The sequence below is a fragment of the Mesorhizobium sp. BR1-1-3 genome, assembly GCF_020165455.1.
GTDB classification, from domain to species: domain Bacteria; phylum Pseudomonadota; class Alphaproteobacteria; order Rhizobiales; family Rhizobiaceae; genus Mesorhizobium; species Mesorhizobium ciceri.
Genome location: NZ_JAIUIC010000001.1, coordinates 185605 through 201962, shown reverse-complemented (window position 1 = coordinate 201962; position 16358 = coordinate 185605). Strand labels below are relative to the sequence as shown.

General features: G+C 62.3%; 15 protein-coding genes. 10 read left to right on the top strand and 5 right to left on the bottom strand.

Features of this window, described 5'->3' with window-relative positions:
* Positions 1-119 precede the first annotated feature (119 nt).
* Positions 120-1493: a class II 3-deoxy-7-phosphoheptulonate synthase gene (locus LB559_RS00990; protein WP_013531905.1), complete on the top strand. Its 1374-nt coding sequence runs from the start codon at positions 120-122 to the stop codon at positions 1491-1493.
* Between the two features lie 69 nt (positions 1494-1562).
* On the opposite strand, the gene LB559_RS00985 is transcribed toward LB559_RS00990, so the two are convergent.
* The gene (locus tag LB559_RS00985) at positions 1563-1706 is read right to left on the bottom strand and encodes a hypothetical protein (RefSeq protein ID WP_318014141.1); all 144 of its coding nucleotides are present in this window, start codon (positions 1704-1706) and stop codon (positions 1563-1565) included.
* A gap of 99 nt (positions 1707-1805) precedes the next feature.
* Here LB559_RS00985 and LB559_RS00980 point away from each other — a divergent pair, with 99 nt between their 5' ends.
* From LB559_RS00980 to LB559_RS00970, 3 genes are all read left to right on the top strand, one after another.
* Positions 1806-2222 (top strand): GFA family protein, encoded by a 417-nt coding sequence (locus tag LB559_RS00980; protein ID WP_013531901.1) that lies wholly within the window; start codon positions 1806-1808, stop codon positions 2220-2222.
* An 81-nt stretch (positions 2223-2303) separates the two neighbouring features.
* Positions 2304-2663 (top strand): diacylglycerol kinase, encoded by a 360-nt coding sequence (locus LB559_RS00975; protein WP_013531900.1) that lies wholly within the window; start codon positions 2304-2306, stop codon positions 2661-2663.
* 40 nt (positions 2664-2703) lie between these two features.
* Positions 2704-3291 carry a hemerythrin domain-containing protein gene (locus LB559_RS00970; RefSeq protein WP_224672875.1) on the top strand — a complete coding sequence of 196 codons (588 nt, stop codon included), beginning with the start codon at positions 2704-2706 and terminating at the stop codon, positions 3289-3291.
* Positions 3292-3294: 3 nt separating this feature from the next.
* Here LB559_RS00970 and LB559_RS00965 read toward each other — a convergent pair whose 3' ends face one another.
* Both LB559_RS00965 and LB559_RS00960 read right to left on the bottom strand, forming a co-directional pair.
* On the bottom strand, positions 3295-3882 hold the full coding sequence (locus tag LB559_RS00965; RefSeq protein WP_224672874.1) for a DedA family protein: 588 nt from the start codon (positions 3880-3882) through the stop codon (positions 3295-3297).
* Entirely contained in the window at positions 3879-4442 is a 564-nt protein-coding gene (locus LB559_RS00960) for a DUF1003 domain-containing protein (RefSeq protein ID WP_224672873.1), read from the bottom strand. The genes LB559_RS00965 and LB559_RS00960 overlap by 4 nt, the downstream gene beginning before the upstream one ends.
* Positions 4443-4534: 92 nt before the next feature.
* Here LB559_RS00960 and LB559_RS00955 point away from each other — a divergent pair, with 92 nt between their 5' ends.
* The 6 genes from LB559_RS00955 to gltX all read left to right on the top strand — a co-directional run bounded on the left by LB559_RS00955 (position 4535) and on the right by gltX (position 12706).
* Positions 4535-5251, top strand: coding sequence for a DNA-3-methyladenine glycosylase I (locus LB559_RS00955; RefSeq protein ID WP_063167906.1), 717 nt, complete (start codon positions 4535-4537; stop codon positions 5249-5251).
* Positions 5252-5401: 150 nt separating this feature from the next.
* Complete coding sequence (locus tag LB559_RS00950) at positions 5402-7078, top strand: NAD+ synthase (protein WP_013531895.1); 1677 nt, start codon at positions 5402-5404, stop codon at positions 7076-7078.
* A 36-nt stretch (positions 7079-7114) separates the two neighbouring features.
* The gene (locus LB559_RS00945) at positions 7115-7525 is read left to right on the top strand and encodes a GNAT family N-acetyltransferase (protein WP_063167907.1); all 411 of its coding nucleotides are present in this window, start codon (positions 7115-7117) and stop codon (positions 7523-7525) included.
* A gap of 380 nt (positions 7526-7905) precedes the next feature.
* On the top strand, positions 7906-9711 hold the full coding sequence (locus LB559_RS00940) for an ABC transporter ATP-binding protein (RefSeq protein WP_127366343.1): 1806 nt from the start codon (positions 7906-7908) through the stop codon (positions 9709-9711).
* Positions 9712-9971: 260 nt separating this feature from the next.
* Positions 9972-11147 (top strand): hypothetical protein, encoded by a 1176-nt coding sequence (locus LB559_RS00935; protein WP_013531893.1) that lies wholly within the window; start codon positions 9972-9974, stop codon positions 11145-11147.
* A 185-nt stretch (positions 11148-11332) separates the two neighbouring features.
* A complete protein-coding gene (gene gltX / locus LB559_RS00930) occupies positions 11333-12706 on the top strand; it encodes a glutamate--tRNA ligase (RefSeq protein WP_224672872.1) in 1374 nt (457 codons plus the stop codon).
* Here gltX and LB559_RS00925 read toward each other — a convergent pair.
* Both LB559_RS00925 and LB559_RS00920 read right to left on the bottom strand, forming a co-directional pair.
* Positions 12624-13838 (bottom strand): DUF2865 domain-containing protein, encoded by a 1215-nt coding sequence (locus LB559_RS00925; protein ID WP_063167909.1) that lies wholly within the window; start codon positions 13836-13838, stop codon positions 12624-12626. The genes gltX and LB559_RS00925 overlap by 83 nt on opposite strands.
* Before the next feature lie 88 nt (positions 13839-13926).
* The gene (locus tag LB559_RS00920; protein ID WP_224672871.1) at positions 13927-16251 is read right to left on the bottom strand and encodes an NADP-dependent malic enzyme; all 2325 of its coding nucleotides are present in this window, start codon (positions 16249-16251) and stop codon (positions 13927-13929) included.
* Between the last annotated feature and the right edge of the window lie 107 nt (positions 16252-16358).

Genomic DNA, 16358 nt, shown 5'->3' with positions numbered 1-16358 from the left:
TCGCCAGCGCTGAAATTCCGGTCTAGAATAGGAAATCGGCTTCGTGTATGGAGCCGCGATCCCCAATTGGGGCGGGAATGGCGGAGTATAGGCCGCTGGAAAGAGCGTTGGGTGCAGCGATGACGAAATGGTCGCCGAATTCGTGGAGAGCAAAGCCGATCAAGCAGGTTCCTGCTTATCCGGACCTCGCCGCGCTGAAGAACACGGAAGCCCAGCTCGCAACCTTTCCGCCGCTGGTTTTTGCCGGTGAGGCGCGCAAGCTCAAGAAGCAGCTCGCTTCGGTCGCTGCCGGTGACGCATTCCTCCTTCAGGGTGGCGATTGCGCCGAGAGCTTCGCCGAGCATGGCGCGGACAACATCCGCGATTTCTTCCGCGTCTTCCTGCAGATGTCGGTGGTGCTGACCTTCGCCGGCGCGCAGCCGGTGGTTAAGGTCGGCCGCGTTGCCGGCCAGTTCGCCAAGCCGCGCTCATCCGACAATGAGACCAAGGGCGAGGTGACGCTGCCCAGCTATCGCGGCGACATCATCAACGGCATCGAATTCGACCCGAAGTCGCGCATTCCGGATCCCGCTCGCCAAGAGATGGCGTACCGCCAGTCGGCGGCGACGCTCAACCTTCTGCGCGCCTTCGCGCAAGGCGGCTATGCCAGCCTGGAGAATGTGCACCGCTGGATGCTCGGCTTCGTGTCCGACAGCCCGCAGGGCGAGAAATACGAGTCGCTCGCCAACCGCATCACCGAGACGATGGACTTCATGAAGGCCGTCGGCATCACTTCGGAAACCAACTACGCGCTGCGCGAGACCGATTTCTATACCAGCCATGAGGCGCTGCTGCTCGGCTACGAGGAGGCGCTGACGCGTGTCGATTCGACCTCCGGCGACTGGTACGCTACCTCGGGCCATATGATCTGGATCGGCGACCGCACCCGCCAGCCCGACCATGCGCATGTCGAATATTGCCGCGGCATCAAGAACCCGCTCGGCCTGAAATGCGGTCCGTCGCTGACGCCGGACGGCTTGCTGGAGCTGATCGACTTGCTCAACCCCGAAAATGAACCCGGCCGGCTGACGCTGATTGCACGTTTCGGCTCCGACAAGGTCGCCGACCATCTGCCGAAGCTGGTTCGCGCGGTGCAGAAGGAAGGCCGCTCCGTGGTGTGGTCGTCGGACCCGATGCACGGCAACACGATCGAGGCCGCCGGCTACAAGACGCGGCCGTTCGACCGCATCCTGAAGGAGGTTCAGACCTTCTTCGAAGTGCACCGCGCCGAAGGCACGCATCCGGGCGGCATCCATGTCGAGATGACCGGTAAGAACGTCACCGAATGCACCGGTGGCGCGCGCGCCATCACCGCCGAGGAGTTGCAGGACCGCTACCACACCCATTGCGACCCGCGCCTCAACGCCGACCAGGCGATCGAACTGGCGTTCCTGGTGTCAGACCTGCTCAAGAAGAGCCACCCGGTGCAGCACAAGCAGGTTGCGAACGGTTAAGCTCGATTTCGGCCTGAACGGCTGACGGAAAAAGCGCTGGAGAAATCCGGCGCTTTTCTTTTGGTTGGTTCAGTGCCCGCGTTCCCAGCGCAGGCCGGCGAGTCTGGGGTCAGCAAACGCCGTCCTTGAAAACTCGATGCGCTTTTCCGGAAACTCGCAGATCGCCTGCACGCCGAACGCCCCAAGCCGGATGCGCCAGGTCCGCGGCTCCATTCTCCACGCCAGTACATGTCGCATTTGCTTGCGTGCGTGCGCCGCAAAGCTGGAATCCTGAAGGCGATGCCAGGCACTTTTCTTTCAAGGAGGATCGACGTGAGTGGTGGTCACCAGGGATCGTGTCTGTGTGGAGCCGTCCGCTTCAGAACGAACGGAGCGTTGCGTGGCGTCGTCTATTGTCATTGCTCGCAATGCCGCAAGCAGAGCGGACATTTCTATGCCGCGACCAATGTTGCCAATGTCGACATCGTGATCGATGGCGTGGAAAGTATCACCTGGTACGAAGCCTCTACCTTCGCCAGGCGTGGGTTCTGCAAGGCATGCGGGTCGGTGCTGTTCTGGAAGCCGCGAGACCAGGACTACGTTTCAGTCATGGCGGGATCGTTCGACAAGCCGACAGGTCTTGAGGGGGAATGCCATATTTTCGTTGGTGACAAGGGCGACTATTATTCGATCGACGACGGGCTGCCGCAGTTTGAAAAGTCGACACCGTCCATACCGGTTGCTGAATGAATCTTGGACAAGTCACCTTATTCCATTGATCTGGCCAGCCATTGCATTATCCCGTGCCGGTGATTCGCAAAGGGGTTTGGCATGCAGCGGCTGATCGACGCTTATTTCAATTCGGTGCGGGCGTTTCGCAAGCTGGCCGCCAGCGAGAAGGCTTTCCAGCAGGAGCTGATGCTGCTGGCGCTGGCACTGCCGCTCGGCTGGTTCGTTTCGATCTCGTGGCGCGGTTATGCCTTGCTGGTCGGCGCGGTGCTGCTCTTGATCATGGTCGAGGTGCTGAACACCGGCATCGAGGCGGCATGCGACGCTTTCAGCCGCGAGTTCAATGTCGACATTCAGTTGGCCAAGGATTGCGGTTCGCTGGCGGTGCTGATTTCGGTGCTCATCGTCGCCGGTGTCTGGGGCATCGCCATCATCGAGCGGATCACTGGGCTACCGATCTAGCCTTTCGATGCCTATATGCCAGTCACCAAAGGAGACTGTCATGGCCGGGGCCGCCAATTTTCTGCTTCTCGAACGCGTGGGCCTGCCAGACGATCTGCGCTGGCTCGTCGAAAAATACCCGCGTGAAAACTGGCAGGACCATGCCAACGTCCACGGCATCGCCAATATGTGGCTGCAGCGGCACGACATGTTCCGCGAACTCGGCGGCATGCTGGCCAACGGCATTGACGACTTCCGTGAGGGACGGCTGACGGCGCCTGATTTCGCGCGCTGGTTCGCGCCGCGCCTCAATCATTTTCTTGGGCATCTCGACGGTCACCACAATGTCGAGGATTATCAATATTTCCCGGTATTCGCCAAGGCCGAGCCCCGTTTGAAGCGCGGCTTCGAGATTCTCGATACCGACCACCACACCATCCATGAAGGGCTGGAGCGCAATGCCGAGGCGGCCAATGCCTTCATCAAGACGCTGCAGGAGAGCGAAGACAGACAGCGCTTTGCAGCCGACGCCTATGCCGACGAAAACAGCCGGCTGATCGCCATGCTGACAAGACATCTTGCCGACGAGGAAGACCTGATCATACCGCTCATCCTCGATCGGGGGGATCGGGCGCTCGGGGTGGATTGACGATCAGCCTTCCCTGGCGCGTTCCTTGCTGGCGATGTGACGGGCGACGAGCCATGCCACAACGGCCACGGTCAGGCCGATGCCAAGCCCGATCAGCAACCGTTCGTGATGCATCAGCGCCTGGCCGATGAAGTGCTCTGCGCCAAGTCCAAAGACATAACCGATCGTACCGAACAGCACCGCCCAGACCGCCGATGAAAGCGCGTTGAGGATGACGAAGCGCGGCGCTGTGATATTGGAGAGTCCGGCTGCAATGCCGCCGACGAGACGCATGCCGTAGATATAGCGGTTCGACAGCACGAAAATGTCGGGATGGGTGTTGAGCAGGCGAAAGGCGCGGCGAAAGCCGGGCCGCTTGCGCAATCTGACGACATAGGGATGGTCGGCAAAGCTTCGTCCGAGGATGAAGAAGAAAGTGTCGCCGACAAAGGCGCCGAGGCCGGCCGCAAGGACGGCGTGCCACAGCACGAAGACCTGCTGGTGGGCGAAGAAGCCGCCGAGAATGGCAGCACTTTCGCCCTCCGCGATGCAACCGACAAAGACCGCGAGCAGCCCGTATTGTTCGATGAAATGGTGGATCGCGTCGGTCATGAAGCCGACTGCTGCGAAGACAGCCTTTCGTCGATCCGCTTGATCATCTCGGTCAGTTGCACGATCTCGTCGCGCATGCCGAGAATCTGGCCGTGGCGCAGTTCATCCAGCTTTTCATGCAGCGCCATGATCTCGATCTCGGCTTTCAGGTTGACCTCGTAATCGTGGGCGGCGTCGATGCGGTCCCGTTCGGTCTGGCGGTTCTGCGCCATCATGATCACAGGCGCCTGCAAGGCGGCTACCATCGACAAAACGAGATTGAGGAAGATGAACGGGTAGGGATCGAAGGCGTCACGCGACAGCAGCCAGACATTGCCCGCCGTCCATAGGACCAGAAAGGCGATGAAGGTCAGGATGAAGGACCATGACCCGCCGATGCGGGCGATCGTATCGGCAAGCCGGTCGCCGAAGGTCTGGTGGAAGGCAACGGCCTTGTTGGTGTCGCGCGAGATGGTGGTGCGTTCGAGCGTCGATTGCAGCACCCGGCTTTCGATCTGGCTGAGGCCGTCCGGCCGCCGCTTGAGCCAGCGGTTCGCCAGATCGTCGATCGTCTTGTTCATGGCCATCTCCAGGGTCTTAGGCTTGCCGTAAGAGGTAGAGGCTGCCGGCTCGCACGGGAAGTGTTAGATTGATTCCAGTTGCCGAGGGACCAATGGCCGATTTCAAGAAAATTCGCGCTCGCGCCGCAAAACGTAAGGGCGGCGAAGAGGAACTGACGTCGCTGCTTGGTCCGGCGCCTGACAATGCCGCCGTGGCTGACATCCCCGATGACCGCATTCTCTCCATTATGGCTGAGCGCGTCTTCGCCGCCGGTTTCGTCTGGCGCGTCATCGAGCAGAAATGGCCTGGCTTCGAGGAGGCGTTTCTGCGCTTCGAGCCGAAGCGGCTGTTGTTCCAGCCCGATGATTTCTGGCACGATCTGACGGCCGACCAGCGCATCGTACGCAACCCGCAGAAGATCAGATCCGTTCGCGACAATGCTGCCTTTGTCGAGCGTGTGTCGAAGGAATATGGCGGTTTCGGCAAATTCCTTGCGGAATGGCCCGATGATGACCAGGTCGGGCTGATGGCCTGGCTCGGCAAGCATGGCAGCCGGCTGGGCGGCAATACGGGCCAGTATTTCCTGCGCTGGCTGGGGTGGGATGCGTTCGTCATCTCGGGCGATATGGCCGCGGCGTTGCGCGACGCCGGCCTCGACATCGCCGAAAGCCCGACTTCGAAGAAGGACCTGGACAAGATCCAGAGGCAAATCAATCAATGGGCAGCGGAGACGCATCTGCCGCGCCGCCATATTTCACGCATCCTGGCGATGTCGATCGGCGAGAACCATTCGCCGCAAGCGCTGCGCGAATATATGGGCGACGACTGAAACGTGGTCGCTTGCCACGATCGGCATTCGTCGATCGGTCAACACGATCGAATCGATGGGTCCGGACACGAATGACATTCGTCATTTGCTCCGAATTGGTCCAAACGAACGCCATTGCCCGAGCAATTTTGCCGCGCTAAGTCAGCAGGCATGACCAAGAAGCTCGACATCCTGCGCATCGCCGTCGCCCAGCTCAATCCGACTGTCGGCGACATATCAGGCAATCTCGCCAAAGCCCGCGAGGCGAGGGCGGATGCCGCACGTCAGGGCGCCGATCTCGTGCTCTATACCGAGCTTTTCCTCGCCGGCTACCCGCCGGAGGATCTGGTGCTGAAGCCGGCCTTTTTGAAAGCCTGCGAAAAGGCGGCACAGGACTTTGCCGCCGACACCGCGGATGGCGGTCCCGGCGTCATCATCGGCACGCCGTTGAAGCGCAAGAGCGGCACGCACAATTCGATCATCTTCGCCGACGGCGGCAAGATCATCGCCGAACGCTACAAGCTCGATCTGCCGAACTACGGCGAGTTCGACGAGAAGCGCGTCTTCCAGGCCGGACCCGAGATCCAGGGGCCGGTCAATTTCCGCGGCGTGCGCATCGGAATTCCGATCTGCGAGGACATCTGGGGCGATGTCGATATCTGCGAGACGCTGGCCGAAAGCGGGGCGGAAATCCTGCTGGTGCCGAACGGCTCACCCTATTATCGCGCCAAGATCGATGTCCGCCACCAGGTCGTCATCCGCCAGGTCATCGAATGTGGGCTGCCGATGATCTATGCCAACCAGCTTGGCGGCCAGGACGAGCTGATCTTCGACGGCGCTTCGTTTGCCATTGGCGCCGACAAGACGCTTGCCTTCCAGATGAGCCAGTTCGAGGAAGCGGTCGACGTCACCACCTGGAAGAGACAAGGCGATCACTGGGTCTGCTCGGAAGGGCCGATGTCGAAAATCCCGGACCGGGAGGAGGCCGACTATCGCGCCTGCATGCTGGGCCTGCGCGACTACGTCAACAAGAACGGCTTCAAGAACGTCGTGCTTGGTCTGTCCGGCGGCATCGATTCGGCGATCTGCGCGGCGCTGGCCGTCGATGCGCTCGGCGAGGAACGGCTGCGCGCGGTGATGATGCCCTACCGCTATACCTCGAAGGATTCGCTCAAAGATGCCGAGGATTGCGCCCGCGCTCTCGGCTGCCGCTATGACATCGTGCCCATCTTCGAGCCGGTCGAGGGCTTCCTGCACGCACTGACGCAGATGTTCGAAGGCACCAAGGAAGGTATCACCGAGGAGAATTTGCAGAGCCGCGCGCGCGGCACCATCCTGATGGCGATCTCCAACAAGTTCGGCTCGATGGTCGTCACCACCGGCAACAAGAGCGAGATGTCGGTCGGTTATGCCACGCTCTATGGCGACATGAATGGCGGCTTCAATCCGATCAAGGACCTCTACAAGATGCAGGTTTATGCGCTGTCGCGCTGGCGCAACAGCCACGTGCCGCCGGGTGCGCTGGGCCCCTCGGGCGAGGTGATCCCGAAAAACATCATCGACAAGGCACCATCGGCGGAATTGCGCGAGAACCAGACCGATCAGGATTCGCTGCCGCCCTATCCGGTGCTGGACGATATCCTCGAATGCCTGGTCGAGAATGAGATGGGTGTCGACGACATCGTCGCGCGCGGCCATGACCGGGCGACGGTGACGCGCATCGAGCACCTGCTCTACATCGCAGAATACAAGCGACGGCAGGCGGCGCCAGGCGTGAAGATCACGAAAAAGAATTTTGGCCGCGACCGCCGCTACCCCATCACCAATCGTTTCAGGGATCGCAGCTAGGTACCGAAAGCGCACGCGGCGCGGCCGGAGACAACCATGCCCGATTGTGAGATCAGCTTCGACATGTCACGGATCGATTTCCGTGCGACATCGGACCTGTTGATGGCAAGCTATTGGGGCGCCGGACGCACTGACGAAGTCCATCGCCGCGCCTTTGCCAACTCGCTTTGCGTCGGCGCCTATGTCGATGGCAGGCAAGTCGGCTTCGGCCGGGCGATCACCGACCGCACCGTATTCGCCTATCTCGCCGATATCATCATCTGGCCGGAGAATCGCGGGCAGGGCATAGGAAGCCGGCTCGTCCAGGCCCTGATCGATCATCCGGAGGTCAGGACCGTTTTCCATTGGAGCCTGTCGACCAGCGATGCCCATGGCATGTATGAAAAGCTCGGGTTCAAGCCATCGACCGATGGCCGCTACATGCGCTTGGATCGCGTTCCTGAATGAGGCGCGGCTTGCCCGCCATTGTTGCAAAATAATCGCAGTGGTTGGACCAGATACGCTTTTGGCGTCAGCCCGTCTTGGCGGTGCATCGGAGCGTCTCTATAAGAACCGCTCCGCAATTGTCTTGCGGGAGGTCCGAATGGCAGTATTTCACATGGTAATGCGAGGCCGCGAAGCCTAGGTCTCATCCGGCGCTCCGCGAAGGTTTGCCCTTCGTGCCGATGCCGGATCGAGCACAGGCTTATGCCGATGCCGATCGCCGCCCGGTTATGGGCGAGACGCCAAATATGCCACTCCGCTTCCCGGGCACTCATTGGCCCCTTGCGCGGCTTCTTCAATTTTCGACCTACTGGGATCGGGCTCGTTTGTGCCCGAATGACATCATGGCTCGTTTCAAGATCGATTTGCGCGCGAGCGCCTTTCGCAGCGTTCTCGGCTTCACGCTCACCCATTGGCGGCGCCAGCCGTGGCGGCTCTCGCTCATCATGGCCAGCTTCCTGCTGTCGACGCTGGCCGATGTGCTGACGCCGCTCTATTCCGGCCGGCTGGTCGACGCCGTCGCCAGCAGCGCCGGCGCCGACGCGATTGCCTGGAATGCCGCGCTGACGGCGTTCTCGATGTTGATGGCGCTGGCGCTGGCCGGCGTCGTGTTGCGCAACCTGGCGTTCATGGGCATCGTCGAGCTGACCTTGAAGATGATGGCCGACATCGCCGCCGATGCTTTCCATCGCGTTCAGCGCTTTTCCACCGACTGGCATGCCAACAGCTTTGCCGGCTCGACCGTCCGCAAGGTGACGCGCGGCATGTGGGCGCTCGACCTGCTCAACGACACCATCCTCATCGCGTTGCTGCCGTCGATCGTCATGCTGGTCGGGTCGACGTTGCTGCTTGGCTGGTTCTGGCCGTTGATGGGTGCGGTCGTTGCTGCCGGTTCGGTGCTGTTCATCACGGTGACGGCGCTGCTGTCACTTGGCTATGTCGCGCCGGCGGCAAGGCTCGCCAACACCTGGGATACCCGCCTCGGCGGCTCGCTGGCCGACGCGGTCAGCTGCAACGCCGTGGTCAAGGGCTTTGGCGCCGAGGAGCGCGAAGAACGCCGCCTGGCCGAGGTCGTCGCCAAATGGCGTGCGCGTACACGGCGCACCTGGGTGCGCGGCACCATCAACGGCACCACGCAAGGAGTGCTGCTGCTGGTCATGCGCGCTGCGGTGATCGGCCTGGCGCTGATGCTGTGGTCCTGGGGGCAGGCGAGCGCCGGCGACGTTGCGTTCGTGCTGACCTCGCTCTTTGTGCTGCAGGGCTATCTCAGGGACATCGGCACGCATATCCGCAACCTGCAGCGCTCCATCAACGATATGGAAGAGCTGGTCGATTTCCAGTCCGAACCGCTCGGCATCGAGGACCGGCCAGGTGCCAAGCCGATCCGGATCACCGAAGGACGGATCAGCTTCGACAACGTCACCTTTCACTATGGCCATCACCGATCCGCGCTTTACCGCGACTTTTCGGTCGATATCGCGCCGGGTGAGCGCGTCGGGCTGGTCGGCCATTCGGGGTCGGGCAAGACGACCTTCGTCAAGCTTATCCAGCGGCTCTATGACGTGAACGCGGGGAAAATCCTGGTCGACGGTCAGGACATCTCGCAGGTGGCGCAAGCCTCGCTGCGCGGGCAGATCGCCATCGTTCAGCAGGAACCGATCCTGTTCCACCGGTCGCTGGCCGAAAACATCGCCTATGCCAGGCCGAGTGCGTCGCAGGAGGAGATCGAGCATGCCGCGAAGCTGGCGAGTGCGCATGACTTCATCACCAACCTGCCAAAGGGCTACGGTACACTGGTCGGCGAACGCGGCGTGAAACTGTCGGGTGGCGAGCGTCAGCGCGTGGCGATCGCGCGCGCCTTCCTTGCCGATGCGCGCATTCTGATCCTCGACGAGGCGACATCGAGCCTCGATTCGGAATCGGAGGTGCTGATCCAGCAGGCGATGGAGCGGCTGATGGTCGGCCGCACCACGCTGGTCATCGCGCACCGGCTTTCTACAGTGCGGGCGCTCGACAGGCTGCTGGTCTTCGATCGCGGCAACATCGTCGAGGAAGGCTCGCATGACGAACTGATCCGGCTGAAAGGCGGCATCTACCGTCGCCTGTTCGAACGCCAGGCGCTCGAACTGACCAAGGGACTTGTCAGCTGACCTGAGGCGGCCTCCAGCTTCGGCCGGAGGCCGCCTCTGTCAGGCACGGTCAGCCCAGCGGGCTGGAGCAGGAGATGCGATCGCAGGGAGGCAGTCGACCCGTCGATCAGCGCCGTGATGCTGGCCGACTTGATTTGCCTGTGAAGTCCTGTCCGGATAGTAAGTCTAGGGACCTCTGTTCATCATATTGACCGAGATACGTTGTTTCTACCATTGGTTGATATATATCCGATGGAGGCAACCCACGGACGTTCTTCACGATGCATCTTTCTGCGAATGCCGAGGAAAAGTTGGCTGCGCCGTCAGTGCTGGAATCTCAGCATGGCTCGGTTCGGCCGCTTGCTGCCGAAGATCTCGAGCGCGTCGCCGCACTCTTCCTGACGAAGTTTCGCCGGCGGCGCCGTCACCTCCTCGATCGCGCTATCGCCGAAACGGCCGCGTATATGAGAGAGATTTATCTCGACCCTGCCGGCCACTCCGGTGAAAGCAACGCTCTTGTCCAGATCAACCGGCAGGGTCGCCTGGGTGGGTTCCTCGGCGTTTTGAAAGCCCGCTACGAGCTCAATGGTGCGCCATTGAATGCGGCGATCATCGGGCCGCTCATGGCCGACCCCGGCACCGATGACGGCTCGGCCGGACCGCAATTGCTGCGGGCATTGCATCAAGGCGAATTCGATCTGCAGCTGACCGATTCGGCCAACCGGACATCCTTGGCCTTCGCGCGCCCGATGAAGTATCAACTCCTGCCGGTGCATTGTCTGGGATGGACATATGTTTTCCGGCCGGCGGGAATGGCCGCCGCCGCACTGCACCGTAAATGGCCCGGCCTGCCTCACCTTGTACTCGACCCCTTTGCGCGAGCATTCGATGCTCTTGCGAAAAGAAGGTTCGAGCCCCCCGTCCAGCATTCATCGTCGCATCGCACCCACCGTGAGCCGATCAATGCCGTGCAATTTGCCGAGGAACTGCCGACCCTCCTGTCTGGTTACGCTCTTCGGCCGAGTTGGAAGGATGGGGAGCTGCCACGGCTGCTTGCACTGGCGGCCGAGAAGCGGGCCGACGGCCCCCTTCATTTCGGCGGGATCTACGACGAAACGGGCAAAATGCTCGGTTGTTATGCCTTCTACGGTCAAGCCGGCGACATGGCGAACCTGTTGCAAATCCAGGCATTTGGATCGCATTGGGGCGCGACGCTGGATGCGCTTGTCGCCGCCGCATGGGAGATGGGCTGCGTGGGCATCACCGGGCAGACGCAGACCAGATTCATATCCCAACTCTTTGGCTACAAGAATGTCTTCTTCCGCTATGCCGGGGGAACGATGGTCCGCTCGCGGATCGCCGAGGTCACGGAAGCGGTCCGCTCCGGCGACATCTTTATCGGTGGATTGGTGGGCGACCGCTGGACCCGCCTCAGTTCCGATGATTTCGGCCGCTGATCGCCTTCAACCGGTGGTCGGCCCCAGCGGCTGGCAGCGCTCGGTTACAAAGGCCGCCTGCGGACTGGGTGCCTCCTGAGGCGTCCAACGCCCGGTCTTTTCATTCCAGCCGCCATGTTCTATGTCTGCCGGGCAGCGCGGGGGCGCGTCTTGTCAATCGTAAAAGCATCCGGTACGCCCCGCTCATGACAGTTACCGTTCGTTTCGCCCCTTCGCCGACCGGCCGCATCCATATCGGCAATGCGCGCACGGCTCTGTTCAACTGGCTGTTCGCCGTGAACAACAAGGGTCGCTTCATCCAGCGCTTCGACGACACCGACATTGCGCGCTCGAAGCAGGAGTTTTCCGACGCCATCCTCTACGACCTGCATTGGTTGGGCATTTTTCCCGACGCCACCGAGTACCAGTCGCGGCGCTTCGAAGTCTATGACGCGGCGGTCGAGAGGCTGAAGGCGGCAGGCGTTCTCTACGCCTGCTACGAAACGCCGGAGGAGCTGGATCTCAGGCGCAAGGTGCGCCGCACGCGCGGTCTGCCGCCGGTCTATGGCCGCGAGGCGTTGACCCTGACGCACGAACAGATCGCCGAATACCAGACCGATGGCCGCCGGCCGCACTGGCGTTTTCTCCTGCCCAATTTCTCAGGCGATCCACAACAGCCGGAACGCACTGAAATCCACTGGAACGACTTGGTGCGCGGTGAGGAAACCGTCGATCTGGCCTCGCTTTCCGATCCGGTCCTGGTGCGCGAGGACGGCACCTATCTCTATACGCTGCCTTCCGTGGTCGACGACATCGAGATGGGCGTCAGCCATGTCATCCGCGGCGACGACCATGTCACCAACACCGGCGTGCAGATCGCCCTGTTCCAGGCGCTGGCTGCCGAGCCGCCAGTCTTCGGCCACCACAATCTCCTGACCACCGCATCGGGCGAGGGCTTGTCGAAGCGCACCGGCGCGCTCTCCATCGAAAGCCTGCGCGAGGACGGCATCGAGCCGATGGCCGTCGCATCATTGGCCGTCCTGGTAGGCACTTCGGAGAATGTCGCAGCGATGCCGACGATGGGCGAACTCGCCGAACGCTTCGATCCGGCGGCGACATCGAAATCCGCGGCCAAGTTCGATCCGGACGAGCTGTTCGTGCTCAACCGGTCGCTGCTGCACCACATGCCGTTCGCCGAGGCACAAGACCGTCTCATCGTGCTCGGCGTCTCCGGCGAGCAGGCCGAACCGTTCTGGCTGGCGGTGCGCGGCAATCTCGACAGGCTGGCCGATGCGGTCAACTGGTGGCGCATCCTGCGCGAAGGACCGCAGGAGAAGCCGCAATTTTCCGATGACGACCGCGACTTTCTTCGACAGGCGTTCGACCTGCTGCCGGAGGAACCCTGGACTGCGACGATCTGGAAGGACTGGACGGGCAAGATCAGGGAAGCGACCGGCCGCAAGGGCAAGGCGTTGTTCATGCCGCTCAGGACAGCCCTTACCGGACTGCCTTCGGGGCCGGAGCTTGCAGATCTATTGCCGCTGATGGGTCGGGAAGGAACGTTGGCCCGACGACCCTGACCTTGCGCTGTTCCGGCGGCAGCGCGGACACGGGCGACGTCACCGGCCTGGCGGAAAGCCGCTTGATCGCCTCGCGGTCGAGCCCACCTTCCAGATTGGCCAGCGTTTCGGGATCGGCGCCCGGATCAGGTTTTGCAACCGGGACTGGAATGAATGATGACGCGTCTGTCTCTGGCTGCGATTGCACCGGATTCGGCGGATTGCCGGCGATGATCTGGAAACCCTGCGCAGCGGCGTTGCAGCCGCAAGCCGGCGGCCGCGACACGCCGGGCCGCTTGTAGAGATAGGCGGTCGGCAATTCGCTGTAAGGCCGGCCGGTGACAGATGACGTCATCGACGCCGAATCGTCGTCCATGCCGCGCGAATAGAAAACCTGCATCTCGGTTCCGGGGCAGCTCGATTCGCAATTCTTCTGGTCGCGTTCGAAATCGCCTGCCGAGGCCGAGTTCGACATAGGGAAAAAGTAGCCGTCGCAGGTGCGCACACAGGACGTGTGGAATTCGCCACCGACGCTCGGAAAATCCGGTACGCCGGGCTGGTTGAGCACACGGCGGACATTGCGCTCCTCGCTGGGATCGTCGGGCTGGTTGGGTTCATCAAGCATATCGAGCTGCTTGCTGTTGCCGCCGAAGAGCTGATCGAACAGGTTTGCGCTGCCGCCGTCGCGGTTCGCTTCCTGCAAAGGCGCACGCCGAGGCGCAACGGTGTCGTCGCGGCAGCCATTGGCGTCGAGCGCCGCCAGGATGCGTCCGCGATCGCGGCGAGAGCCACCGCCAGCCAGCCGCTCGCGCTTGTTTTGCAAGGCGTCGAGATTGGCATTCATGCGGTCGATGGTGGCGTTGAGCCCGGCGCATTGATTGAGGTTGCGGCCAAACAGCGAAAAACCGCACCCGGCCTGGCTCGCCTGGCTGCGAGCCTTCGAAATCTGCTCATGCTGCCTGGCAATCGCGGAATCGTATTTCCGGACTAGCGCCGGACCGCCACCGCCGCCGCGCGAGGACGCGGCAAGATCGGCTTCCAACTGGCGGCAGACCCGCGAAGCAGCCTGTGGCTCGGCTACTCCCCAGGTTGCGGACAACAGCAGGCCAAGCAGCACGACAGCATGCGCCTGCTTCCACCCTCCGCTTGCCATCCGCCCAAACTCCGCCTTCCAAATCGGCTGTTAGCCCCGCAAGGCTACCGTGTTCGCGGTTAACTGCAGTTTACCGCGAAATCCGTGTTCAGCCCAGATTGACGACCGCTTGTGCCTTGTGGGCGGCTTCGACCACGGCAAGCGCCGTCATGTTGACGACGCCGCGCGAGGTGACAGACGGCGTCAATATATGCGCCGGCATGTCGGTGCCGAGCAGGATCGGCCCGACATGCAGCGCATCCGTCATGGTTCTGAGCGCCGTCAGCGTGATATTGGCCGAATCGAGGTTGGGGAACACCAGCAAATTGGCTTCGCCCTTCAGTCTCGAATGGGGATAGACGCGCTGGCGCAGGTGCTCCGACAGAGCAGTGTCCGCATGCATCTCGCCATCGCATTCAAGGTCAGGCGCGATGCGCGCCAGGATCGCCGCTGCTTGCCGCATCTTCAGGGCGCTGGGCGAATCGCGCGAGCCGAAATCGGAATGCGACAAGAGTGCTGCCTTCGGCTCGATGCCGAAGCGCTGGATTTCTTCCGCCGCCAGCACCGTCATCTCGGCGATTTCTTCCGCCGTCGGGTCGACGGAGACGTGGGTGTCGGTCAGAAAGATGATGCCGCGCTGCGAGATCAGCATGGAAAGCGTCGACAGGTCGTGGTCCTTGATGCCGGCGCGGGGGCCGATGATCAAGGTGACGTTGCGCAGATGCCGCTCGAATCGACCTTCGAGGCCGCAGACCATGGCGTCGGCATCGCCGCGTTTCAGCGCAAGTGCTGCGATCACCGTGTTGTCGGTGCGCACCATGGTGCGCGCGGCCTCCGTCGTCACGCCACGCCGGCCGGCGAGTTCGATCAAAAGGTCGACATAGTGGCGGTAGCGCGGATCGTCTTCCGGGTTGATGAGGCCGAAATCGACGCCGGGCTTGATGCGCAGGCCGTAGCGCTTCAGGCGCACTTCGATGACGTGCGGGCGGCCGATCAGGATCGGCTCGGCGATGCCTTCCTCGAGCACCACCTGGGCAGCACGCAGCACGCGCTCATCCTCGCCGTCGGCATAGATGACGCGCTTGGCGCTTGATGCCTTGGCGGATGAGAACACCGGCTTCATCACCAGGCCGGAGCGGAAGACGAAGCGGTTCAGCTTGTCGATATAGGCGGCAAAGTCGGTGATCGGCCGCGTCGCGACACCGGTGTCGCAGGCTGCCTTGGCGACCGCGGGCGCTATGCGCAGAATCAGCCGCGGATCGAAGGGCGAAGGGATCAGGAATTCAGGGCCGAAGATCGGCGTCTCGCCGGAATAGGCGCGGGCCGCGACGTCCGAAGGTTCCTCGCGTGCGAGCGCTGCGATTGCCCGCACCGCTGCCATCTTCATCTCCTCATTGATGGCGCTGGCGCCGCAGTCGAGCGCACCGCGAAAAATGTAAGGAAAACACAGTACGTTGTTGACCTGATTGGGAAAATCGGATCGGCCGGTGCAGATCATCGCATCCGGACGCGCTGCACGCGCTATTTCCGGCATGATCTCCGGATTGGGGTTGGCCAGCGCCAGGATCAGCGGCTTCGGCGCCATGTGCTGGAGCAGTTCCGGCTTCAGTACGCCTGCCGCCGACAGGCCGAGGAAGACGTCGGCGCCCGAAATGACGTCGGCCAGCGCGCGCGCCTCGGTGTCCTTCACATAGGGGTCTTTCCAGCGATCCATCTCATCGGTGCGGCCCTTGTAGGCGACGCCGAAACGGTCGGTGACCCAGATGTTTTCGACCTTGGCGCCGAGCGAGACCAGCAAGTTGAGGCAGGCAAGGGCGGCAGCCCCGGCGCCGGAGGTGACGATCTTGATGTCCGATATGGTCTTGCCGGCGAACTCCAGCCCGTTGAGCACGGCGGCAGCGACGATGATGGCGGTGCCGTGCTGGTCGTCGTGGAACACCGGTATGCCCATGCGGGCCTTCAGCTGTTCCTCGACCTCGAAGCATTCCGGCGCCTTGATGTCCTCGAGATTGATGCCGCCGAAGGTCGGCTCGAGCGCCGAGATCGTCTCGACCATGCGCTCGATAGCGGGCGCGTCGATCTCTATGTCGAAGACATCGATGCCGGCGAACTTCTTGAACAGGACGGCCTTGCCTTCCATGACCGGTTTGGAGGCCAGCGGGCCGATATTGCCGAGGCCGAGCACGGCCGATCCGTTTGTGACGACACCGACCAGATTGGCGCGTGCGGTGTAGTCGGCGGCGGTCGCCGGATCGTCGCGGATTTCCAGGCAGGGGGCGGCGACGCCGGGGGAATAGGCGAGCGCGAGGTCGCGCTGATTGCCGAGCGGCTTGGTCGCCTGTATCTCGAGCTTTCCCGGCCTTGGGTGCTTGTGGAAGTAGAGGGCGGCTTCGTCGAGGTCCGAACGTGCCGTCTTTTTGCTCTCGCCTTCCATGCGGCCGCTCCCTCGAAATCTGCCTGGAGATTCCCTTTTAGCATGCAGCCGTGGTTTTTCGCGACGCTAATTGACGCGCCGGCGGCAATACCCGGCGGCGCGTAGAA

Coding starts and splice junctions, on each gene's coding strand:
- LB559_RS00990 (WP_013531905.1), top strand. CDS start 120: ATGACGAAATGGTCGCCGAATTCGTGGAGAGCAAAGCCGATCAAGCAG.
- LB559_RS00985 (WP_318014141.1), bottom strand. CDS start 1,706: ATGGAGCCGCGGACCTGGCGCATCCGGCTTGGGGCGTTCGGCGTGCAG.
- LB559_RS00975 (WP_013531900.1), top strand. CDS start 2,304: ATGCAGCGGCTGATCGACGCTTATTTCAATTCGGTGCGGGCGTTTCGC.
- LB559_RS00970 (WP_224672875.1), top strand. CDS start 2,704: ATGGCCGGGGCCGCCAATTTTCTGCTTCTCGAACGCGTGGGCCTGCCA.
- LB559_RS00965 (WP_224672874.1), bottom strand. CDS start 3,882: ATGACCGACGCGATCCACCATTTCATCGAACAATACGGGCTGCTCGCG.
- LB559_RS00960 (WP_224672873.1), bottom strand. CDS start 4,442: ATGAACAAGACGATCGACGATCTGGCGAACCGCTGGCTCAAGCGGCGG.
- LB559_RS00955 (WP_063167906.1), top strand. CDS start 4,535: ATGGCCGATTTCAAGAAAATTCGCGCTCGCGCCGCAAAACGTAAGGGC.
- LB559_RS00950 (WP_013531895.1), top strand. CDS start 5,402: ATGACCAAGAAGCTCGACATCCTGCGCATCGCCGTCGCCCAGCTCAAT.
- LB559_RS00945 (WP_063167907.1), top strand. CDS start 7,115: ATGCCCGATTGTGAGATCAGCTTCGACATGTCACGGATCGATTTCCGT.
- LB559_RS00940 (WP_127366343.1), top strand. CDS start 7,906: ATGGCTCGTTTCAAGATCGATTTGCGCGCGAGCGCCTTTCGCAGCGTT.
- LB559_RS00935 (WP_013531893.1), top strand. CDS start 9,972: ATGCATCTTTCTGCGAATGCCGAGGAAAAGTTGGCTGCGCCGTCAGTG.
- gltX (WP_224672872.1), top strand. CDS start 11,333: ATGACAGTTACCGTTCGTTTCGCCCCTTCGCCGACCGGCCGCATCCAT.
- LB559_RS00925 (WP_063167909.1), bottom strand. CDS start 13,838: ATGGCAAGCGGAGGGTGGAAGCAGGCGCATGCTGTCGTGCTGCTTGGC.
- LB559_RS00920 (WP_224672871.1), bottom strand. CDS start 16,251: ATGGAAGGCGAGAGCAAAAAGACGGCACGTTCGGACCTCGACGAAGCC.